Here is a 21,799-nt window from a genome sequence, read left to right as displayed (position 1 = left end):
TTCGAGAGGCTTCAATGGTCCCTGAGCAATTTAAAGGGCTTGGCGCAAACTTGGGTTCCGAAGCTGCGCGGGCCCATGAGGTCGCCCCCTATGAGCAGCCTGATCTTTCCAGTCTCGCCCCCTCCATGCTGATGTTCATGAGGCGCATCTGGACCACGGCGGGTGTCATTAGCGAGGATCCCTGCCCAACGACCGGCGATTTTTCTCGCCCCGGCTGTTGCTTCGCCGCGCCTTCTTTGCCCGCGACCGCGCCGGGAGATGCGGCGGTCGTGTTGCGCAACGCCGCCGACGCCATGTTGCGCGCCATCATCTTCGACGGCGTCCGCTCCGAGCCGAACGGACAGTTCGACGGAACGGGCCGCTATGAAAAGAGCGTCTACAATCCGTCGTGGAGCTATGCCTCGTTTCTTTCCGCCTTGCGGGCGCGTGCGAAATGAGCGCGCCCAATGACCGTCTCGAACTCTTTGTCGCGCTCTCGGCCGCGCTCACCGGGGTGAAGGCGTTTCGACTGCGCGGCACGGGGCAGGCCGAGGCCTATCTGGCGGCGGTGGAGGCCATCGTGCCGTGGCCCATTATCGACGACCTGTTCTCGCAATTCGCCGCCCTGCCGGCCGGCGATGCACTGGAGCCGGCGCTGGAGTCCGGGATTTTGGCCGATCCGCGACTCGGGGCCGTGGCGCGCAACCTGATCTTGCTCTGGTATCGCGGCGCGTGGAGCCAGCTGCCGCCCGCCTGGCGCGCCAGTTTCGGATCATCGGCGGGGGACACGAATCATGTGATTTCGTCTGCCGCCTATCAAGCCGGCCTGCAATGGGAAATCGCCGGCGCGCACCCCGTCGGAGCCCGCCAGCAGGGCTATGGTTCCTGGGCGTTGCTGCCCGCAGGGGAGGACACGCCATGAGCGAGGCCGCCGAATTCGATGTCGTGATCGTCGGCGCGGGCGTGGCCGGAGCGCTGGCGGCCGGGCAGTTCGCCAAGTCCGGCCTGAAAGTGCTTGTGCTGGAGGCCGGGCCGGATACGACCCGCGACCTCGCCAGCTACAACGCCCATCTGGAAACCTTTTACACCGCCTCGTCCAAGGGCGCGGAAACGCCATGGCCGCCGGCCGAGGGCGCGCCGCAGCCCGATGGCGCCGATCTTTTCAAGCAGGAAGGTTATTTCGTCCAGCGCGGGCCACACCTTTATGGCAGCACCTATACGCGCACCTTCGGCGGTTCGACTCTGCACTGGCTAGGCGTCTCACTGCGCATGCTGCCCGAGGATTTCGAGCTTCGCGCGCGCCATGGAGTAGGGCGCGACTGGCCGATCGGCTATGCCGCGCTGGCCCCCTGGTACGACCGGGCCGAGCACGCGATCGGCGTCTCGGCCGACGTCGAAGAGCAGCGCTACCATGGTTTGACCTTTACGGCGGGTTATGACTATCCGATGCGGCGCATCCCGCCCAGCTATTCGGACCGGGTGCTCGGCGCGGCGGTCAATTCGCTCGAAGTGGATCTGGGCGAAGAGCGCGTGGCGGTGCGGGTGCGCTCCTATCCGGCGGCGCGCAATTCCATCCCGCGCGGCGACTATCAGCCGATCGGAGCCCTCGATATAGGTTCCGATGGCCAAGAGCGCTCGACCTACATCGGCGAGCGCTGCGAAGGCAATACCGCCTGTACGCCGATCTGTCCGGTTCAGGCCAAATACAACGCCAACAAGACCTTCGCCCGGGCCGACCGGCGCCATTTGACCCTCCGCAGCCAGGCGGTGGCGAGCCAAATCCTGTTCGACGGCGTCACCGGCGCGGTCAGCGGCATCAGCTACAAGCGGTACGACGATCCGCGTTCAACATCCTTCAATGAGGAGGTGGCGACCGGCCGCGTCTACATTCTCGCCGCGCATGCCGTCGAAAACGCCAAGCTGCTTCTGGCTTCCGGGCCGCAATCCGGCGAAGGTCAGGTCGGCCGGGGGCTGATGGATCATCCCGCTCTCTATGCCTGGGGACTGGCGCCGTTCAATGTCGGCGCCTTTCGCGGACCGCAATCCTCGTCGGGCATCGAGGATTTTCGCGCCGGGGGATTCCGCGCCCGCCATGCCGCCTTCCGCTTCGACATCGGCAACGACGGCTGGCGCGCTGCCACCGGCGCCCCCGATGCGACGGTCATCGACGCCGTGACCAACCAGAAACTGTTCGGCCGGCAATTACGAACCCAGCTGGCGGACCAACTGTCGCGGCAGGTCCGCATGTCGCTCGCGGTCGAGCAATTGCCCGATCCGGATAATCGCGTGACCATCGATCCCGCCTATCGCGACAAGTTCGGAAATCCGCGCCCGGTCATCGATTACCGGATCGCCGATTATACGTTCGAGGGCATGGCGGCGGCGCGCAAGGTCGCCGCCCGGATTTTTCGCCAGGCGGGTATCAAGGACTGCTCCCGCTCCACCGCCGAATTGCGGTTCCCGACGGCCATTTATGATGGCGAGGAGGTCCACTACCACGGCATGGGACATTTCGCGGGCACGCACGCCATGGGCAGCGACCGTTCGAACTCCGTGGTCGACGAATTCCAGCGCTCGTGGGATCACCCCAACCTGTTCCTGTTGGGGTCGGGCAGTTTCGCGACCATGGGCACTTCGAACCCGACGCTGACCCTCGCGGCGCTGGCGCTGCGCACCGCCGACCATATCATCGCCAAACTGCACGACGGCGGCTGAACGGCTTCCGTTGCAAGCCGACCGAAGCGCCCAGGAGCTCATTCGCATTCTGGTAGAAGGAAACGAACGTGTCGCCATTCGTCAAAAATCCCAACCGGCCCGACCTCGCTGCTTTGCAAAGCGACAGCGACTATGACGCGATTGTCGTCGGCTCGGGCATTTCCGGGGCGATCATCGCCAATGAGCTGGCGCAGGCGGGAAAGCGCGTGCTGATCGTGGAGGCGGCCCCCGAAACCGATCGCACCTATGAGGGCTACACGGAATATCTCAATCATTTTTACGGGCAGAGCGCCAAGGACAACCAGTCGCCCTTCCCAATAAATCCCAACGCCGCGACGCCGCGCGGTTCCGAATTGCGCAAGCTCGACCCGCTCGAGACCAATAGTTCTTCCTACATCGTCCAATCCGGCCCCTATGTCAGCGATACGGTCTATACTAGGGTTTTCGGCGGCACCAGCATCCACTGGGAAGCCAAGACGCCACGGATGTTGCCGCAGGATTTCAAGACCCAGACCGTGTTCGGCCAGGGCAGGGACTGGCCGATCGGCTACGAGGATATTGAGACCGATTACGAGACGGCGGAGCGCGAGATGGGTGTATCCGCCGATGTCGAGGATCAAAAATATCTCGACCTCAAATTTCGCGATTCCTACGTCTTTCCGATGCGCGGCCTGCCGCCCTCCTGGCTCGACGAGCAGGTGGCGCAGGGCATCGACAATTCGCAGGTCGAATTATACGGCGAGCGCTACGCGCTGAAGGTGCGGCCCTTTCCGCAGGCGCGCAACGGCATCCCCAATCCCGCCTATGACGGGGGCAAGGGCTTCGAGCCGACAAGCGCGGTCGCCTCGCATCAGATCGACATCGGAGGCCGCTGCCAGGGCAACACCAATTGCGTGCCGATTTGCCCGGTGCAGGCCAAGTACCATTCGGGCAAGACGCTGGCCAAGGCCTTTGAAACCGGGCGGGTCGATTTGCTGTCGCAGGCGGTGGCCTCGAAAGTGATCATCGACGACGCCAGCGGCCGCGTGACCGGCATTGAGACCAAAGTCTATCACCATGTGTCATCGCCCGCCTACAAGACGGTCACACTCCGCGCCAGGCTTTACGTCATTGCCGCCAATGCGATCGAAACGCCGCGGTTGCTGCTGGCCTCCGGCCTGCGCAGCAAAAGCGGACTTGTGGGCCGCAACCTTATGGACCACGCCTATCTGCTCAACTGGGCGCTGATGCCGCAGATCTGCGGCACGACGCGCGGCACCAGCTGCACCAGCGGCATCGTCGATTTGCGCGGCGGCTCCTTCCGCCGCAGCCAGGCCGCTTTCGCCGTCGATATCCACAATGACGGCTGGGGCTGGGCCACCGGTTCGCCCTCCACCGATCTGGTCGAACTGGTCGATGACGGCAACAAGTTCGGACGCGATCTGCGCAACGCGATCATCGACAGGGTGTCGCGTCAATTGCTGCTGGCCTTCATGATTGAAGTGATGCCGAGCGAGAGCAATCGCGTCACCGTCGATCCGACCTACAAAGACCCGCTCGACAACATGCGCCCGGTCGTTTCCTTCGCCGTGCCCGAATATTCGATGCGCGGGGCCGCCTATGCGCGGCAGTTCGCCAAGACCTTGTTCGCGCGGCTCGGGGCGGAGGATCACACGCATTACGATCCGTCGAACTATGGTTTCATCGCCTATCAGGGCGACCCCTACGAGATCCGTGGCGGCAATCACCTCGCCGGCACGCATATCATGGGGTCCGACCCATCAACTTCCGTGGTCGACGCCGATCAGCGCAGCTGGGACCATGACAATCTCTATCTGGTGGGCGCCGGCAGCATGCCGACCATCGGCACCGCCAATGTCTCGCTCACCATGGCGGCGATCGCCTACCGCAGCGCGCGGAAAATCATCGCGACGCTCAACCACTGAAAACGCGCCCGCCCGGCTCAACGGAATGTGACGGAGAATACGATGGCTTCCCCCGACATAACTTCGATCGAAGTATTGCGTAGCCAGCTGGCCAAGGCGATACAACTCGAGCACGCGACCATCCCGCCCTATCTCACCGCGCTCTATTCGATCCGGCCGGGCGCCAACACCGACGCCACGCAAATCCTGCGCGTAATCGTGGTCGAGGAAATGCTGCACCTGACCATTTCCGCCAACCTGCTCAACGCCATAGGGGGCAAGCCCGACCTGACCGTGAAAGGTTTCGTGCCCTCCTATCCGGCGACGCTGCCCGATGGCGAGACCGACTTCACGGTCGGGGTCGGGCCTCTTAGTCCGGAGACCCTCAAGGCTTTCCTCAAGATCGAGCGGCCAGCCATGGCGCCGGCAGGCAAGAGCCGACATGTCGTCCGCAAATCCGACGATCATTCGACGCATCTGTGCACACTCCCCGAGGACGCCACGCTGCGCTACTACAGCATTGGCGAGTTCTATGCCGCGATCCGCGACGCCATCGTCTATCTCGACCAACAGGCCAAGGCGAAAGGCGAAACCATTTTTACCGGCGATCCGAAGCGCCAGGTGACCTCCGAATATTATTATTCCGGCGGCGGGAAGCTGTGGCCGATCGTCGATCCCGCCAGCGCCGCCAAGGCCATCGACCTCGTCATCCAGCAGGGCGAGGGCAAGACGCAGGCAATCTTCGGCGATAGCGGCGAGATCGCGCATTATTATCGCTTTTTGCAGCTCGACAAAAACCGCTATTACCAGCAAGGCGATTCGCCTGAAAATCCGACCGGCCCCGCGCTCACCACCGACTGGAGCGCGGTGTGGCCGATTGCGACCAACCTCAAGCTCGCCGCCTTGCCCGCCGGTTCGGAGCTTTACGACGCCGCCGTCGCCTTCAACTCCGCCTACCGCCAGTTCCTCGCCCTGCTGACCCGCGCCTATAACGGCGAGCCGCAGGTGCTGCTCGACGCCGTGCCGCGCATGTTCGAGTTCCGAAACCTGATCCAGCAACTGATCTGCAATCCGCTGCCGGGCGGGAATGGCAATGCGGCCCCGACCTACGAAATCTAAAAACGAGGCCCCTTGAACAGGAGAATTGGTCCATGACCTCATCGCCGCGCCTTGAAAATTTCGTCGCCTTTTCGGCGCAGATTACCGCGTTCAATAAAGTGGAGATCTGGGGAACGGGCCTTGCCGACGTTTATCTGGACACTATCGACGGGTTGGTCGGCGCCGCCGTCACCGACGCCTTGCTCGATGCTTTCGCGCCCATCGCCACGCTACGATCGGACGCGGCGCGCACCGACCGGCTAAGGCTGGAGGTTTTCGGCAGCGAACGCCTCGGACCGGTGGCCCGCGCCATTGTCAAGCTTTGGTATATCGGCGTCTGGTATCCCTTGCCCTCGACCTGGCAGGAGCAGTTCGGTCCGACCGCGCGCAACGACGCTTTCGTGCCGACGCCCGCGGCCTTTGTCGAAGGGCTGCTGTGGCCGGCGATCGGCTCCCATCCGCCTGGGGCAAAAGCGCCCGGCTATGGATCCTGGAGGCTGCCGCCGAACATTCCTTCCTTCTAGCCGTCTGCTGGCGGCCTTCGGGCCGCCATCGACTCCCCTCAGGGGGCACCCGCCTTTCAAGCAAGGATGATCGCGATGACTACGAAAGCGCCCAAACTGCCCAAGGACAAGGTCTGGCTGGGCGTCACGCCCACGCTTTGGTGGAATGACGACTTTTTGACCATCGACATCGGCATCCCCTTCGGGCAATGCGTCAGCGAGATGGCGCTGGCCGGCTTTAAAGGCTGCAGCGTCGGCCACAAATATCCGACCGATCCGAAGGTGTTGCAGGCGGCGTTGCGCCTGCGCGACCTGCGCGTGTCGGAGCCCTGGGTCAGCACCTATTTCACCATCGAGGCGATGAAGCAGCAGACCATCGACAAGGTCGGCGCGCAGCTGGATTTCATGGAGCAGTTCGAGGCGGGGTGGGACGATCCGCGTCGCGCCGATCTGGTGGTCGCGGAATTTGGCCATGCGGTCAATCCCCTGCCGGTGGCGCTGTTTCCCAATTGCCCGGTGTTCGATAACGCGCAGTGGCAGGCGCTCGCCGAAGGGTTGAACGAAATCGGGCTCCTCGCCAAGAATCGCGGTCGCAAGCTCTGCTACCACCACCACCTTGGCACCGGCGTGATGCGGTCGGAAAGCGTGGACCGGCTGATGGCGCTGACCGACCCCGATGTCGTACATCTGCTGCTCGACACTGCGCATCTCGCCGCCGCAGGCGGCGATCCCATCGCGCTTGCGAAAAAGCATGCTTCACGGATCAAGCATGTCCACCTCAAGAACATGCGCGAGAAAGTGGTCAAGGAAGTTCATGCGAAAGGCTGGTCGTTCGAGCAGGGGATCGAGGCCGGGATCTTTACCGTGCCCGGCGACCCGGACGGCTCGATAAACTCCTACCCCGAGTTGATCGACATTCTGGCCGGCGCGAAATTCGAAGGCTGGCTGGTGGTGGAGGCGGAGCAGGACCCGGCCAAGGCCAACCCGCTCAAATACGCCAAGATCGCCAGCGACTATCTGCATCATTTGCTCGGGTGGTGAAAATGAGCGGAGCCCAACGGGATATCTATCTGAGCTTTTTCATGTTCACAGCCAATCTGCAGCCGGGTGATGACTCGGCCGCGCAAAGGTGGATCGGTCATATCCACAAAATGCGGGAGCTGGGCTATGCCGGCTTCGACTTGCCGGTCGCCCCCGTTCAGACCTTCGATCACCGCGCCGAAATCGACCATTACAAGCGGCTGCGGGAGGCGTTTGACCGGGCAGGGCTCGACGGCGTGCGCTTTACCACCAATGTCGGCGCGACCAGCACCTTCGACCCGACCTCGCCCTACCCGGAACAGCGCCGGCAGGCGCTGGCCTATCTCAAGTCCCGAGTCGAGATCACCCGCGTGCTCGACGGGAATCAGGGCGACACGATCATGGCCGGGCCATTTCTCTATCCCTACGGCCTGTTTCCAACGCTGGACTCGGGCGATCCGCTGTGGAGCGACGCTTTGCAGGACTGGCTGGCGCCGCGTTACCCCCATGCCGTCGCCGTGTTCGACGAACTCGCCGATTTCGCCGTCAAACAAAAGGTCAAGCTGGCGATCGAGCCCGTCGATCATTGGGAAACGCCGGGCCCCAACACGGTGTCGGACGTCCTCGCCTTTACCGACCGTGTCAAATTGGCTCAGGTGGGGGCGACCTTCGACACCGCGCATATCGTCCTCGGCAGCACCGGTCCCGAGACCTTTCGCGATAATGTGAAGGCTGCGCGCAAAGATGGACGCCTGCACTATGTCCACATATCGCCGCCCGATCGCGGCGCGCTGAAGGACAGCTGGATTCCCTGGGCCATGCTGATGCCGGAATTTCTGCAAGCCTTCAGCGGTCCCTATCTGATCGAAGTGTTCAACGCCGTGCCGCCTTTCGACCGTCTGATGCGGCTGACGCGGCGCAAATTCTGGATTCCGGGCGAAGACCAGCCGGTCGCCGGCGTGGCCAGCGCCTATGAGGTGGCGAAGGACGGGATCGAAATTCTGCGCGCAAAAATAGCCGAATACGCCTGATCGCCAGCATTGCCCAAAGGACAGACTGGGGTAACATGCTTGAAATCTCGGAAAGGTAGGGCAATGACCGATACGGACCCATCCAAACGCACCGCCCACGTTCGCGCCGTGCAGTCGCAGGCCACCCTGGCCGAGCAATTGGGGGAGCTCAAGAACCTGCCCGGCTATTGGGAGGGGACCGGCTTCAGCCTCATCGCCCGTCCGCATTTCGAGGGCGGCGATAACGACATGTTTCTCCAGCTGAACCTGCTGCGCGAAACGCTGGAAATCACCACCATCGGTTCGCCAGTGCTTAATCGCGGCAGCGTGCAGGGCGCCATCTCCATCTTTGGCGTGACCTATCTCCATCGGGTGACCGATGCGGTGACGGGCGGCGCCTTGCATATCGAACCGGGAATGTGGCTGAACATTCCCGCGACCACCGATCCCAAGGCCGACGCCAGCATCGCGCGCCTTGGGACGATCCCGCACGGCAATGCGTTTTGCACCGTCGGCTTCACGCAGCAGGCCCAATACGACCGCATTCCCGAGATTCCGCCGGCCAACGTCATTCCTTTCCCGATCGGCGGAACGCCGCCGGCGCCGGGAAGCGCCAACCCCTTTCCGCAATATGACCTGTCGATCGCGACCCCGAATCGCTCCCAATCGCTTCCTCCCGAGATCACCCAGGCGATCGTCAACGATCCCAACCAGGTGTTGCGCGATACGCTGGCGCGCCAGGTCAACGACGAAGGCAAGGTGCTGAACTGGATCACCCGGCTGATCACCATGACGCCCGACGACCGTTCGATCGGCAACATCCCGTTCATCACGACCAACGCCAACACCTTGTCGCTGGAGTCGGTTTTCGCGATCGAAAGCGTGACCGACGCCAATGGCGACGAGTTTCTGCAACTGCAATATTCGCAGACGGGCCTGATCAATTTCAAAGGCCTCAGCTTCCCGCACATAACGGTGGGGACCCTTACCAAAGCTTTCTGATAACGAGAGTTTCGGAAAAGGGGTAACGCCGGTCCGCGTCGATGATTTCGCGCGGCTCGCCGGCCGGCTATTTGGCAATGCCGAAAAATGCCTGTAGACGAACCGCATGCATCCGCAGGCAGACACACAGCCAAAAACCTGGCGATTCAGCATCGCTCCGATGATGGAATGGACCGACCGCCATTATCGCGCGCTGGCGCGGCTGCATTCGCGTCATGCCCGGCTTTATTCGGAAATGGTGACCGCGGCGGCGATCATTCACGGCGACCGCGAGCGCCTGCTCGGCCATGAGGCGAGCGAACATCCCCTTGCCGTGCAGCTTGGCGGCTCCGATCCGGCGGACCTCGCGCAGGCCGCGCGCATTTGCGCCGAATTTTCCTATGCCGAAATCAATCTCAATGTCGGCTGTCCGTCGGACCGCGTGCAGAATGGCGCTTTCGGCGCCTGCCTGATGCGCGAGCCCTTGCTCGTCGCCCGCTGCGTCAGGGCGATGAAGGAAGCGGCGGACCTGCCGGTGACCGTCAAATGCCGCATCGGCGTCGACGACCAGGAGCCGCGCGAGGCTTTGTTCGCGCTGACGCGCGCCTGTATCGCCGCCGGCGCCGACGCCTTTATCGTCCATGCGCGAAAAGCCTGGCTCAAAGGCCTGTCGCCCAAGGAAAACCGGGATATTCCGCCGCTCGATTATCCGCTGGTCCATGAACTGAAGCGGGCCTTTCCCGCCTTGCCGATCGCCATCAATGGCGGGATCGACACGCTCGATCTGGCCATGGAGCAACTCGCCTTCGTCGATGGCGCGATGGTCGGCCGCGCCGCCTATCACAACCTGTCGATGCTGCAGGAGGTCGATCCGCAAATTTTCGGCGCGCTGGCGCCTTTCGCCAGTTCGCACGCCGCGACGCTGGCTTTCCTGCCCTATATCGAGCGGAAAATGACCGAAGGCGTCCGGCTGGCCGACATGACGCGGCACATGCTCGGTCTTTTCGCCGGGCGCCCCGGCGCCCGCGCCTTCCGCCGCCATCTCGCGACTTTTGCGGTGCGCAGGGGCGCCGACGCGCGCACGGTGGAGGAGGCGCTGCAACTGGTGGATGCGGCGCCTGTCGCACAATGCGACACTTGCTTACCTGCGTGAGGCCCAAAGGCCGGCGGCGGGCTAACCTGTCCTTCGTCAATCCATGTCAGGTTTTCGCAACAAGAGGAGGATCGATGCGGCGGCTCCGGCTTTTCTGGATGGATCGAGGCGGCGCGACAGCGCTCGAATATGCCTTGATCAGCGGGATGGTCTCGACCGGCCTGATCGCCGCCTTCAGTTCGATCGGCTCGCAGGTCGCCGGCAAGTTCCCGTCAATCAGCAGCGCCCTGAACTGAACCGCGACCGGTCCGCCGCGCCAGAACGGCCATGATCGCGCGCCGCTCAGGCTCGCTCATCGCCCGCCAGCCGGCGATTTCGGCTCTGGTGCGGCCGCAGCCGACGCAAAGGCCGGAAATTTCGTCGATCCGGCACAGGCCGGTGCAGGGCGAACTGGTTGTTTCCAGATATTTGTGCGGATTCTGGCCCACTTTATTGTCCACCTTCATACGGCCGCCCCGGCGTAGACCATCAGGACGGCGATCTCGGAAATCTGTTGCGCCGCGCCGGCGACATCGCCGGTCTGGCCGCCGATCTGAGCCCGTGCGAATTGGCAAAAGCCCCAGACTACGCCCCCCGCCAGAACCGGCGCGGCGAGCGCGGTCGCCAGCGTAAAGCCGGCGAACCAGGGCAGCAGCGAAAAAGCCAGCGCCAGCGTCAGCGCCGGCTTCGCTTGTTCAACCGTCAGCGCCGCCGCCCGTCCGGCTCCGTCGGCGCGCGCCGGCGCCAGCAGCAGCAGCGGCGCGAGGCAGCAAAGCCGCGACAACGCGCCCGCCGCCGCCAGCACGGCGACGGCGCGGCCCGGCGTCGCCGCAAGGGCGGCGAGGGCGGCGGCGCGCAGGCCGAAGCTCAAGATCAGCGCCGAGGCGCCAAAAGCGCCGATGCGGCTGTCGCGCATGATTTCGAGCTTGCTTTGGCGCGAAAAGCCGCCGCCGAAACCATCGGCGACATCGGCCAGCCCGTCCTCATGCAGGCCGCCGGACAACAGCGTCGCCGTCGCCAGCGCGAGCAGGGCGGCGACCGCCGGCGGCTGGTTGAAATGAAGGGCAAGGCCGAAGGGGATCGCCGAAGCGAGGCCGAGCAGGGCGCCGGCGAGCGGGGCGAGCCGCAGCGGGCGCGGAAAATCCGCCGCGCCCGGCGCGTGCGGCAGCGGCAGGCGGGAAAAAAAGCCCAGACAGGCGACGAGATCCTGTTTCCAGTTCATGCCAGTTCCATTGACGCCTTGTTCAGCGTTGAAGTTTCTTGGCCGCCAGATCATCGAGATAGGCCGCCCAAAGCTCCGCCTGCCGGGCGCCGAGTTCGTGGAGATAGGTCCATGTGTAAAAGCCGCTGCCGTGGCCGTCGTCGAAGGCGAGCCGCACGGCGTAATTGCCCACCGGCTCGACACTGGCGATGGCGACGTTTTTCTTGCCCGGCACGGTGATTCTCTGGCTCGGGTCATGGCCCTGAACCTCGGCGCTCGGGCTGCTGACGCGCAGGAATTCCGCCGGAAGCGAAAAATTTTCGCCGCTTTCGAAGTCGATATTCAGCGTTTTGCCCTGGTCGGCGAGCCGGATCGCCGTCGGCCAATGATCTTCCCCCGCCACGCGCCGCTCCTCATAAAAAGTTTCCTGCGCGCGATATCCTGTTCGCCGCGCGCAAATCGCCTATATTGGTTCTATGCGCCCGAACGATCCAGAAAACCAGTCTCCGAACGCGGCTTTTCCGGCAAGGACGCCGTTGGTCGACGCCTTCGCCCGCCGCGTCGATTATATCCGCGTTTCGGTCACCGACCGCTGCGACTTTCGCTGCGTCTATTGCATGTCGGAAAACATGCATTTCCTGCCCAAGTCAGATCTCTTGACGCTGGAGGAGCTGGAGCGGCTCTGCGCGGCCTTCATCGCGCGCGGCGTCGGCAAGATCAGGCTGACCGGCGGTGAGCCTCTGGTGCGGCGCAATGTTATGCAATTGTTTCGCGGCCTGTCGCGCCATCTGGGCGCCGGCCTGAATGAACTGACCCTGACCACCAATGGCGCGCAGCTGGCGCGCTTCGCGGGTGAACTGGCCGATTGCGGCGTGCGTCGGATCAATGTCTCGCTCGATACGCTCGACGCCGAAAAATTTCGCACCATCACCCGCTGGGGCGACCACGCCCGGGTCATGGCCGGCATAGACGCCGCGCAAAAGGCGGGCTTGCGGGTGAAAATCAATTGCGTGGCGCTCAAGGGCGCCAATGACGGCGAATTTTTAGGCCTGACCGAATGGGCGCATGGGCGCGGCATGGAGATTTCCTTCATCGAGGCCATGCCGCTCGGCGAGGACGCCGCGCAAAATATCGAAAATTTTCTGCCCCTCGACGAGGTCGCCGCCGCCTTGTCGCGCAAGCTGACCTTGACCCCTTCGGCTTTCGCCAGCGGCGGGCCGGCGCGTTATTTCGATGTCTCGGAAACCGGAGGCCGCGTCGGCTTCATCACGCCGCTGAGCCATGATTTTTGCGACAGCTGCAACCGCGTGCGCGTGACCTGCACGGGCATGCTCTACCTGTGCCTCGGCCAGGAGGACAAGGCAGACCTGCGCGCCCCGTTGCGCGCCTCGCCGGACGACGCAAAGCTCCACGCGGCGCTTGACGAGGCGATTTTCCGCAAGCCGCGCGGCCATGATTTCGTCGCCCAGAAGGCCGGCCGGATGGCCCCCGCGCGCCGCCCGATGAGCCTCACCGGCGGCTGAATTTCTCCCTCCGATCGCCGCCTGCCGAAATATTTTCACCTCGCCTGTAACCATTCGCCAAGGGCCTCGTAACCCCTTTGCAGGCCGCGACGGCCTGACTCGACGCTCTTGCCCAAGAGCCATTTCCTCAGGGAGTTACCGATGCAGATGAAAATCGTTTCCGGCGCCAGCCTTGCCGCCGCCGCCATTGCTCTCGCCGTTTCCGGCGCCGGCCTGACCACCTCTGCGCAAGCCAGCAAGGCCCCGGTTCATTGCGTCGGCATCAATTCCTGCAAGGGAACCAGTTCCTGCAAGACCGCCAGCAACGCCTGCAAGGGCCAGAATTCCTGCAAGGGCATGGGCTGGCTGCCGAAGAAATCGGTTTCGGCCTGCACCAAGGCCGGCGGCAAGGTCGAAGGCTGATTTTTTCTGCAACTCCCTTCCCGCCGGTCGCGGGGAGGGGGCTTTTTCAAGGTTCCGGAGGCCTGGATGTTGATCGACAGAGCGCAGGGTTTCGGGCTGGGCCTCCGGGCGGTCTATTATCCGGAAATTCTAGGCGCCCCGCAGCCGGTCGACTGGTTCGAAATCCTGTCCGAAAATTACATGGTTCCGGGCGGGCGTCCGCTCGCCATGCTGGATCGCATCCGCGCCGATTATCCGTTGCGCATGCATGGCGTATCGCTGTCGATCGCCTCGACCGATCCGCTCGATTTCGACTATCTGCGCGCGCTGAAAAATCTCGCCGCGCGGGTCGAGCCCGAACTGGTCTCCGACCATCTCGCCTGGACCGGCGTCAAGGGTTTCAATCTTCACGATCTGCTTCCCGTGCCGCTGACCAGCGAGGCGCTCGACCATTGCGTCGCCCGCGTCGCCCGCGTGCAGGAATTTCTCGGCCGCCGCATCGCGCTGGAAAACCCTTCCACTTATGTCGCCTTCGCCGGCGCCGACATGAGCGAGGCGGCGTTTCTCGCCGAACTGGCGGCGCGCGCCGACTGCCTGCTGCTGCTTGACGTCAATAACGTGTTCGTCTCCAGCTTCAACCACGGTTTCGACGCCGAAAAATATTTCGGCGCGCTGCCCAAGGACCGCGTGGCGCAAATTCACCTCGCCGGCCACACCTCGCTCGAAACCCACAAGATCGACACCCACGACCAGCCGGTCTGCGATGAGGTCTGGTCGCTGTTCGCTCATGTGCGGAAAAAATTCGGCGCCATCCCGGCGATGATCGAGCGCGACGACGCGTTTCCGCCCTTCGCCGATTTGCTCGCGGAACTCGATCATATGCGCGACATCGCCGCGCGGGTCGAGCGCGTCGAACACCTTGAGCCGGAGCCGGCATGAACCTCGCGCAAATCCAGGCTCTGTTTCAGGCCAATGTGCTGGCCGAAACGCCGGACTCGGTGTTCTTGGCGCGGTTGAATCCTCCCACGCGGGGTAAAAACATCGAAGAACGCTTCGCGGTCTATCACGACGGTTTTCGCCTGCGCATGGCGGAATTCCTGAGCCATGATTATCCGGTGCTGCGCGAGGCTTTGGGCGACGAGGTTTTCGGCGCCATTGTCGAGACCTATATCGAGGCGCGCCCGTCGCGCCATCGCAACGCGCGCTGGTTCGGCGCCGGACTGCCGGAATTCCTGAGCCAGACCCCGCCCTTCGCCGGGGACGGGTTCATCTGCGGACTGGCGGCGCTGGAGGAAGCGCTGGCGCGCAGCTTCGACGCCGCCGACGCGGCGACTCTGCCGGTCGATCGCTTGGGCGCCGCGCCGCCGGAAGACTGGCCGCGCCTGTGCTTTGGCTTTCATCCTACCGTCGTTCTGGTCGACGCGCCCGTCGCGGCATTACGCTGTTACGAGGCCGCGCAAGCGGAAATCGCCGACTTCAATCCGGCGGCTTTCGGCGATGCGCAAGGCGTCATACTGGTCTGGCGCGACGGGCTGGAGGTCCGCTATCGTCTGCTGGCCGAGTTGGAGGCTATGGCCTTGCGCGAGGCTTTTGGCGGCAAACCCTTCGGCGACATCTGCGCGGCTCTGGCCTTTTCGCGGCCCGGCGAAGGGGAAGCAGATCTCGCCGCAATGGCGGCGCAATTTCTCGCCAACTGGTTTTCCGACGGATTGATCGTCGCGGCGGCGGCGCATCGGGAGTGACGCCAGCCGTCAAAGGGGGGAGTCTGGGCGGTCGAGACCCGAACCGGGTTCACGCCGACGAACGGCGCAAATTGGCGGATGACCGTCATTGCGGCTCCATGCGGCTTTATACCATCGGCCTTTGCTTGCAACGCGCTACCGGCGCCCGCTGGCGCCGCTCCAGTCGGAGCGGATACCCTCGGTCCTTTTCAAGGGTCGAGGGTATTACCCCTATGCGGCTGGTCGCAGCGGCTGCTGCGCCGCGATTCGTGATAGCGTAACGGCGCGAATGTGTCTCCACAGGTCCCGCGCATCGAGATCGAGATGAAAGCGCATGCAGCGAAAAAACGCCCGGCGCGGGAGACGCAACGGGCGTTTTTTGCCCCAAAACCCAAAACTCAACGGCAGGGCGCTTCGCCGGCCGTGCCGCAACGGGGACGCTGCTGCTGGGACGGCGCGCCATGTGGAGGTTCGAGTTTCGGCGGACCGGGCTGGGGCGGAGCAGCAGGATGCGGCGCGGCGGCAGGCGGCGCGGCGGGAGGCGGCGTCGGCGGCGCGGCCGCTGGACGAGGCGTCTGAGGACGCTGAGGCTCCGCTTGCGGCCTGGGCGCATCCGGATGCGGCGGCGCCCCATGGGGAACCGGCGCGACGGCTGGGCGCTGCCCGCCGGGAGGCGCGGCGTTCGGGGCCTGCGGGGCCCGCGGCAAGGTCGCTCGGCCGGGCGGTGCATTGGGCGCATTTGCCGTATGGGGCAAGACCGTCCCGCCCGGTGGAGCGGCAATTGGAGCTTTCGGGGCTTTGCGGGCTTTTGGGGCTTGAGGCGCGGGCGCTGATCCGGTCGCATTCGCCGGGTGGGGCAGGGGCGTCACGGCGGGCGGCGCGGCTTTAGGGGGCTGCGGGCCATGCGGCAAGGCAGCGCCGCCCGGCGTTCCAACCGGCGCCGCGCCGGGCGCACTGGCCTGATGCGGCAAGGGCGTCCCGGGGGACTTGCCCGGGCTTGGAGGGGCGGCGTTTTGTCGCTGCGGACCAGGCGGCAAAGGCTTTCCGCTGGGCGCGCCGGGCGTCGCAGGCGCCGCGCCGGGCGGCTTGCCATTACGGCTGCTGTACCAGGCGTCGGCGCCGGGCTGCTGCGCCGTGACGGCGGCGGGCGCATGAAAAATCCCCTGCCGGACGGCGGGAATGGCGAAAAGCAGCGGCGCCGCGACCAGCGGCAGCAATCCGGCATAGGGCGGCGCGGGAGGCGCGCGCTCGACCAGGAACGGGCGCTCGGGCAACAGATAGGTCATCGGCGGCGGCGCGCCCCAGGCCGGATCGTCGAACACCACATAGGGCCGGTTGAAATAGATCTCCTCCGCGTCGGCCGGCGGCGGAACGTCGAAAGCGTAAGCGTCGAAACGCGGCGGCGGCAACAGCGCGACGTTGAGCAGACCGAGGCGGCGGCGGGCGTCCTCGGCGTGCGGCCCGCGCGGATAAAATTGCAGATAGGTCCAGTAGGCGCCGGGCATATTGGCGAGCCACGCGCGCCGCCACGTCACCGCCTCGCGGCGCAGCGCCAGCATGGCGCGCGCGCGCTCGGCATAGGCGGAATTGGGATAGGCGTTGAGGAAATCGACGTAAGCTGAAAGCGTGTCCTGTTCGAGCGCCGCGCCATAGGCCTGATCGACCGGAAAATCACGGATCGGCCGGGCGCGCATGTTGGCCTGGGTCTCGAACGCGACGGCGGGCGGCGGCGCGCCGGGGGCGCGGGCGAACAGCGCCGGCGCCGGCAAAATTTTCGATTCGCTCCACGGAACCTGCGCGCCTCTGGTCCGTTCGGAAACCCGAAGCCTCGTGCGGGCGAAAGCCGCGTCGAGCGGCAGGCCGCCTTCGCGCAGCATTTCGCTCAGCGCCTGGGCATAGACGCCATAGGGGCCGGTCTCGGCGGGCGCCACCGAACCCGGCGCGGCGTTGAAGGCGATCAATTCGCCCGGCTCGGGTTCGACCAGAGCAAGGCCGCCGGCCAGCGGCGCGCCATCTTGCGCGAAAGCATTGATGCGCGCCGCGTCGAGCACGATGACCCGCGCCTTGAGCGGCATTTGCGACAGCGGTTGCAGATAATCGCGCAGCCGCACCGCCTCCAGCGGCACATTGACGGCGCGGGGAATGACCGCATCGACGGGCGCGAGGTAATTCTCGCCCTCATATTGCACGCCCCGGCCGGCCAGATAGATGAAGACCATGGCGTTGGGACCGGCGATCGAGGCCTTGTCGACGAAATCGCGCAACGTGAGGCGCAAACCGTTCTGGTCGAGATCGGCGGCGCCGGTGACGTCGAATCCCGCCTTCTGCAATGTGTCGGCGATCAGGCCGGCGTCATTGGCCGCCGAGGACAGGGGGCCATTCTTGTATCCTGCCTCGCCGATCACCAGCGCGAGGCGCGATGAGGTCGCCGACGCCGGCTGCGCCGAGATTTGTTGCCGGCCCGCCGTGAGCGCGCCAACCATCAGGACGGCGGCGAAAAAGCGGGCCGATCCGTAAAAGCGGGCCTGGCGCGTCATGCAGTTCCTTTTGGGCGATGCCACGCTTCGCGGCGCGAAAAATCCGCTGCGCGGCGCCTATCTGGCGGGCGCGCGGCTGAACGCCGGCTGAACGATCGCCGCCGGCGATTTTGGCCTTGTCAGCGCTGGACGACCACCCGCGCGCCGATCCTGACCCGGTCGTAGAGATCGATTACGTCGTTATTGGTCATCCGGATGCAGCCGGAGGACACCGCCTGGCCGATGGTTTCCGGCTCGTTGGAGCCGTGAATGCGGTAAAGGGTGCCGCCGATATAGATCGCCCGCGCGCCGAGCGGATTTTTTATCCCCCCTTCCATATGGCGCGGCAGGTCGGGGCGGCGCGCGATCATCTGGGCCGGCGGCGTCCAGTCCGGCCATTCGCGCTTGGCGGTGACATGATGCGCGCCCGACCATTCGAAGCCGGGCCGCCCGACGCCGACGCCATAGCGCAGCGCCTGCCCGTCGCCGAGCACGTAATAGAGCCGGCGCTCGGAGGTGGCGACGACGATGGACCCGGCGCCTTCACGGCCCGAATAGGCCACGGTCTCGCGCGGAATGCCGCCGGCGAGCGGGCGTCCCTCGCGCGAGAGCGGGCGCCCGCCGCCAAAAATGTCGGAGAAGATATCCGCGCGCGCCGGGGCGGCGGATAAAAGGCAAAGGCCAGCCAGCGCCAAGGCTTTGACTGGACCGGCGCCAAACGAAAGGCGCCAACCAAAAAGCGAATTGCGACCCACCATGCGATTAGCTCCCGCTTCACCCGATTTTCAGACGGCCCGTCCCGTGCCGCCGACCGATTCCTTAACGCATTTTCGCCACAAAAGGACTCCCTGGCAAAATTTTTTGCCGCCGTGGTGAACCTCGAATAACCCCGGCGGCGGCGCGAACGCCTTGACGCGGCGGCGCGGGTTTTCTAAACAGGGCCTCCGACGATGCGGATTAATCGAAAAATCCCTGACGTCCGGGCGATTAGCTCAGCGGGAGAGCACACCCTTCACACGGGTGGGGTCATAGGTTCGATCCCTATATCGCCCACCATTTTTCACAACCATCTGAATTCACAATGATTTCAGCTACAGTCACACAAGACTGTCGCACAACGGCGCCACACATTGAGGACGCCGAATCGGCCATAAGTGTTTGTAACCGTGGGGAAAACACTCGCCCAGACTGCCACACAACCCTGCCACACAAAACTGCCACACATCGTCGGAAAAATCGTTCGACGGGAATCTGGCTCCGGGGAACCGTATGGCAATTTCGAATGAGGGTTCCGCGCAATTTTGTGGGAACGGTGGGGCGAGAATTGGTCTACCGGTCGCTTCAAACCTCGGATTATCGTGACGCCATCCGTCGGGCGCGGATCGTCGCGTTTGAGATCGAGCAAATGTTCCGGGGAGGGCAGGGGACGGGAGCCTCAATGCCTCAACCATTTGTCCCCGAGTGCGAAACTGTTTCGGTGAGGCGACAAGAAACCGTCGCACCACGCCAAGAGGCTGCGACTTCGCCTCAGCCGATCATGCCGCCTCAGCCTGTCCGACCGGTCCAGCCGGTATTGACGCTGAAGGATATATACCAACGATTCGTCGACGATCCGGCAGCGCACCGCTCCGCCAAAACACTGCTTGCCTACCGCTCAATATATAATCGTCTGGCCGAACTCGTAGGCGAATCCGCCCCGATTGCCTCAGTAACCCGCGATGACTGTCGTCGTGTCCTCGAAACGCTGCGGTCGATGCCGCCCAATGCCGTGAAGCGTTATGGGAACATAAGCGGGAAAGCCGTCGTCGAACGAGCCAAGGCGGAAGGTCTCGCCCCGATGAGTCCAACCACGGTAAACCTTCACCTCGTAGTGCTTTCCGCCCTATTCAACTGGGCCGAAAACGAGGGCATCATTTCCAAAAATCCAGCGCGCGGACTCAGGGTCGTCGATCCAGTGCGGAAAAAAGACAAGCGTAAGCCTTTTTCGACCGAACAATTGACTGGGATTTTCAGCGCGCCGCTTTTTCGAGGATGCGTTGATGATGAGGCAGGATATGCCAGTCCGGGTGAAAACCATCCACGTCGCGGGCGTTTTTGGGTCCCGTTGATTGGTCTTTTCTCCGGCATGCGATTGAATGAGATTTGTCAACTCGATGTCGCGGATGTGCGCACGATTGTTGGCATTGAATGTTTCGTGGTCACCACGGAAACGGCTGGCGCGGCTACCGGGAAAAAATTGAAGACCGAAAACGCCGAGCGGATTATCCCTGTCCATCCGAAGCTCTTGGAATTCGGCTTCAATGAACACCTTGCGGAGCGCCGAGGGAGTGGTCAAGGAAAGCTCTTTCCAGAACTCTCGTTGGCGTCGACGGGATATTACAGCGACAACTTCTCCAAGTGGTTCGCGCGTTTCCTCGAAAAAGCGGGGGCGAAGCGGCCACGAACGTCGTTCCATAGCTTCCGACATAATTTTCGTGATGCCCTCCGAGAAGCCCGGATACCAAAAGATATCACATATGCGCTCGGCGGATGGGCAAACGAGAATGGCGATGGCGACGCCACGGCGGAAAATTATGGGCGCGGGTATCCGGCGGCGGCGTTGTTGGACGCTATAAAGCAAGTGGAATATCAAACACTTTGCTTGGGGCATTTGAGCCGTTGATCAGGGCACCCCGGAAGCCGGAACACGCTTTCCCAACATCGTGAAGCTACGCCAGTTGATGTGCGAGGGGGGCTGCTACGGGGCTGTCGTGGCGGCTGGCGGCGGGATGAACGCGCTGAGCATGGGCGGATAAGCTGTTGTTCCGCTGTGATGACTCCCGATGATGTCGTATCCCGGTGGGGTGTTTTCAGCGCGTTTTATGATCCCCCCAAATCGGGGTGCTTCCAAATTCCACAATAAATTTCAAGCCGTGCATCGACGACGTCGCATGTAAACACATATATTGTTTACCGATTGTCAGGCAATTAGCGTTGAAAAATGGTTAATTTCTACGGACATCAACGCAAAAATGTTCACATCTTTCATGCCGAATTGTTTACATATATTTGTGTATGGCACCTTTATGCATCGACAAATTTGATCGAAATCGAGCCAACACTTGACAAATCGATATTTTAGGGGTATTTTTAATTATCGACTGTCCAGTCAGTCATTAATTCGCGAGGAGAGTTGGTATGAGACGATCCGTTGACTCGAAGAAGCCGGTTGGCGCAAAGCGACACAACACACAGGGAACCGAGGGGGGCTGGAGAATAGAACTCACTCGCGAGCTAAAACGTTTGAATCTGGAATGGCGGTTGAGCAGAGATATCTTCTCTCCCGCATTTTCGAAAAAGAGAAAAAAAACATACGCGGCATTCGCAGTGCCGATTCATTTCAGTAAGCTTAAACCGGCAAAAAACGACATATTTCGTGAGACCAACGGCACGCGAAACATGCTTCTGCTTAATACCGCTCTTGCGACGCTTCCTTGGAAAGTCGTAAGCAATAATTATGATATCACTTGTATATTTGAAATCGTCGATGCGTTATACGAGCAGACGAGTGACGAGGACAGCGTAAAAGGAGAAACGCTTAAACTGTTCCCACAATTGAATCCTGCGCTTGCTGCTATTATTAACATTTTAAACAAGCACATGCCTAAGTCGGAATCTATTGCAAGGACACGCCCATTAACTATGGCTCGGGAGAAACGCAGGTCTCAATCTGTTTCGTCCCAATATACGCATCCACGTCGCTGACTTGGACAGGCCTTTGTCCCGAACAAATTAAGGGAGTCATCCGACTCCCTTGCCCATGGCCGCCGTTTTTTTGATTATGCGATTTCAACGCTCCTGTCCTTCAGTCAGGACGTCTCTAAACTCGTCCAGCGATGCCCGGATTCGAATGAAGCGACCCACAACCGTCAGGTAGGTCTCCGTCTTGAACTCATCCACGTCACAGGCGCGTTGGATGAGGCCGCGAGGCGATCCTTGTGCTTTTCCACAAGTCGGAATTCTCGCCCCACCGTTCCCACAAAATTGCGCGGAACCCTCATTCGAAATTGCCATACGGTTCCCCGGAGCCAGATTCCCGTCGAACGATTTTTCCGACGATGTGTGGCAGTTTTGTG

The 21,799-nt window shown here is 62.9% G+C and carries 23 protein-coding genes and 1 tRNA gene; 18 read left to right on the top strand and 6 right to left on the bottom strand.

Annotation, left to right across the window (positions count from 1 at the left end):
- Nucleotides 1-50: 50 nt before the first annotated feature.
- The 11 genes from QZY01_RS06635 (at nucleotide 51) to QZY01_RS06585 (ending at nucleotide 10,599) form a co-directional block, all read left to right on the top strand.
- Complete coding sequence (locus tag QZY01_RS06635; protein WP_294534914.1) at nucleotides 51-437, top strand: hypothetical protein; 387 nt, start codon at nucleotides 51-53, stop codon at nucleotides 435-437.
- A complete protein-coding gene (locus QZY01_RS06630; protein ID WP_294534911.1) occupies nucleotides 434-901 on the top strand; it encodes a hypothetical protein in 468 nt (155 codons plus the stop codon). The genes QZY01_RS06635 and QZY01_RS06630 overlap by 4 nt, the downstream gene beginning before the upstream one ends.
- Nucleotides 898-2,694: a GMC family oxidoreductase gene (locus QZY01_RS06625; protein WP_294534909.1), complete on the top strand. Its 1,797-nt coding sequence runs from the start codon at nucleotides 898-900 to the stop codon at nucleotides 2,692-2,694. The genes QZY01_RS06630 and QZY01_RS06625 overlap by 4 nt, the downstream gene beginning before the upstream one ends.
- Before the next feature lie 68 nt (nucleotides 2,695-2,762).
- Complete coding sequence (locus tag QZY01_RS06620) at nucleotides 2,763-4,619, top strand: GMC family oxidoreductase (protein WP_294534906.1); 1,857 nt, start codon at nucleotides 2,763-2,765, stop codon at nucleotides 4,617-4,619.
- Between the two features lie 42 nt (nucleotides 4,620-4,661).
- Nucleotides 4,662-5,717: a ferritin-like protein gene (locus QZY01_RS06615; RefSeq protein ID WP_294534905.1), complete on the top strand. Its 1,056-nt coding sequence runs from the start codon at nucleotides 4,662-4,664 to the stop codon at nucleotides 5,715-5,717.
- Between the two features lie 32 nt (nucleotides 5,718-5,749).
- On the top strand, nucleotides 5,750-6,220 hold the full coding sequence (locus QZY01_RS06610) for a hypothetical protein (protein WP_294534903.1): 471 nt from the start codon (nucleotides 5,750-5,752) through the stop codon (nucleotides 6,218-6,220).
- Nucleotides 6,221-6,286: 66 nt separating this feature from the next.
- Entirely contained in the window at nucleotides 6,287-7,240 is a 954-nt protein-coding gene (iolE, locus tag QZY01_RS06605) for a myo-inosose-2 dehydratase (protein ID WP_294534901.1), read from the top strand.
- Nucleotides 7,241-7,242: 2 nt separating this feature from the next.
- The gene (locus tag QZY01_RS06600) at nucleotides 7,243-8,250 is read left to right on the top strand and encodes a sugar phosphate isomerase/epimerase family protein (RefSeq protein WP_294534897.1); all 1,008 of its coding nucleotides are present in this window, start codon (nucleotides 7,243-7,245) and stop codon (nucleotides 8,248-8,250) included.
- A 63-nt stretch (nucleotides 8,251-8,313) separates the two neighbouring features.
- Nucleotides 8,314-9,231: a heme-binding protein gene (locus QZY01_RS06595; protein ID WP_294534894.1), complete on the top strand. Its 918-nt coding sequence runs from the start codon at nucleotides 8,314-8,316 to the stop codon at nucleotides 9,229-9,231.
- 106 nt (nucleotides 9,232-9,337) lie between these two features.
- Nucleotides 9,338-10,363 (top strand): tRNA dihydrouridine(20/20a) synthase DusA, encoded by a 1,026-nt coding sequence (gene dusA, locus QZY01_RS06590; RefSeq protein ID WP_294534891.1) that lies wholly within the window; start codon nucleotides 9,338-9,340, stop codon nucleotides 10,361-10,363.
- A gap of 74 nt (nucleotides 10,364-10,437) precedes the next feature.
- Entirely contained in the window at nucleotides 10,438-10,599 is a 162-nt protein-coding gene (locus QZY01_RS06585; protein ID WP_294534888.1) for a Flp family type IVb pilin, read from the top strand.
- Here the strand turns inward: QZY01_RS06585 and QZY01_RS06580 are convergent.
- Genes QZY01_RS06580 through QZY01_RS06570 form a run of 3 tightly spaced genes read right to left on the bottom strand, consistent with a single transcriptional unit; the run spans nucleotide 10,576 to nucleotide 11,946 of the window.
- Nucleotides 10,576-10,809: a DUF1289 domain-containing protein gene (locus QZY01_RS06580; RefSeq protein ID WP_294534886.1), complete on the bottom strand. Its 234-nt coding sequence runs from the start codon at nucleotides 10,807-10,809 to the stop codon at nucleotides 10,576-10,578. The genes QZY01_RS06585 and QZY01_RS06580 overlap by 24 nt on opposite strands.
- Complete coding sequence (gene cobS, locus QZY01_RS06575; protein WP_294534883.1) at nucleotides 10,806-11,564, bottom strand: adenosylcobinamide-GDP ribazoletransferase; 759 nt, start codon at nucleotides 11,562-11,564, stop codon at nucleotides 10,806-10,808. The genes QZY01_RS06580 and cobS overlap by 4 nt, the downstream gene beginning before the upstream one ends.
- A 22-nt stretch (nucleotides 11,565-11,586) precedes the next feature.
- Nucleotides 11,587-11,946 (bottom strand): DUF971 domain-containing protein, encoded by a 360-nt coding sequence (locus QZY01_RS06570; RefSeq protein ID WP_294534880.1) that lies wholly within the window; start codon nucleotides 11,944-11,946, stop codon nucleotides 11,587-11,589.
- Nucleotides 11,947-12,019: 73 nt separating this feature from the next.
- Here QZY01_RS06570 and moaA point away from each other — a divergent pair, with 73 nt between their 5' ends.
- The 4 genes from moaA to QZY01_RS06550 all read left to right on the top strand — a co-directional run bounded on the left by moaA (nucleotide 12,020) and on the right by QZY01_RS06550 (nucleotide 15,189).
- Nucleotides 12,020-13,066, top strand: a complete 1,047-nt coding sequence (gene moaA / locus QZY01_RS06565) for a GTP 3',8-cyclase MoaA (protein WP_294534878.1) — start codon at nucleotides 12,020-12,022, stop codon at nucleotides 13,064-13,066.
- A gap of 141 nt (nucleotides 13,067-13,207) precedes the next feature.
- Nucleotides 13,208-13,468, top strand: coding sequence for a hypothetical protein (locus tag QZY01_RS06560; RefSeq protein ID WP_294534875.1), 261 nt, complete (start codon nucleotides 13,208-13,210; stop codon nucleotides 13,466-13,468).
- Between the two features lie 66 nt (nucleotides 13,469-13,534).
- Entirely contained in the window at nucleotides 13,535-14,386 is an 852-nt protein-coding gene (locus tag QZY01_RS06555) for a DUF692 domain-containing protein (protein ID WP_294534872.1), read from the top strand.
- A complete protein-coding gene (locus QZY01_RS06550; protein WP_294534869.1) occupies nucleotides 14,383-15,189 on the top strand; it encodes a DNA-binding domain-containing protein in 807 nt (268 codons plus the stop codon). The genes QZY01_RS06555 and QZY01_RS06550 overlap by 4 nt, the downstream gene beginning before the upstream one ends.
- A 377-nt stretch (nucleotides 15,190-15,566) precedes the next feature.
- Here QZY01_RS06550 and QZY01_RS06545 read toward each other — a convergent pair whose 3' ends face one another.
- Nucleotides 15,567-17,705, bottom strand: coding sequence for a caspase family protein (locus tag QZY01_RS06545; protein ID WP_294534866.1), 2,139 nt, complete (start codon nucleotides 17,703-17,705; stop codon nucleotides 15,567-15,569).
- A gap of 119 nt (nucleotides 17,706-17,824) precedes the next feature.
- Nucleotides 17,825-18,442 (bottom strand): L,D-transpeptidase, encoded by a 618-nt coding sequence (locus QZY01_RS06540; RefSeq protein WP_294534864.1) that lies wholly within the window; start codon nucleotides 18,440-18,442, stop codon nucleotides 17,825-17,827.
- 223 nt (nucleotides 18,443-18,665) lie between these two features.
- Here QZY01_RS06540 and QZY01_RS06535 point away from each other — a divergent pair.
- The 3 genes from QZY01_RS06535 (at nucleotide 18,666) to QZY01_RS06525 (ending at nucleotide 21,428) form a co-directional block, all read left to right on the top strand.
- Nucleotides 18,666-18,740, top strand: a tRNA-Val gene (locus tag QZY01_RS06535).
- Between the two features lie 25 nt (nucleotides 18,741-18,765).
- On the top strand, nucleotides 18,766-20,346 hold the full coding sequence (locus QZY01_RS06530; RefSeq protein WP_342394881.1) for a DUF6538 domain-containing protein: 1,581 nt from the start codon (nucleotides 18,766-18,768) through the stop codon (nucleotides 20,344-20,346).
- 515 nt (nucleotides 20,347-20,861) lie between these two features.
- Nucleotides 20,862-21,428 (top strand): hypothetical protein, encoded by a 567-nt coding sequence (locus tag QZY01_RS06525; protein ID WP_294534858.1) that lies wholly within the window; start codon nucleotides 20,862-20,864, stop codon nucleotides 21,426-21,428.
- 84 nt (nucleotides 21,429-21,512) lie between these two features.
- Here the strand turns inward: QZY01_RS06525 and QZY01_RS06520 are convergent.
- Nucleotides 21,513-21,799, bottom strand: a 287-nt coding sequence (locus QZY01_RS06520; protein ID WP_294534855.1) for a hypothetical protein, incomplete at its 5' end; no start/stop codon positions are given.

Source organism: uncultured Rhodoblastus sp., from assembly GCF_903903185.1.
Lineage (GTDB): Bacteria > Pseudomonadota > Alphaproteobacteria > Rhizobiales > Beijerinckiaceae > Rhodoblastus.
This window is presented reverse-complemented; position numbering and strand designations above follow the sequence as displayed.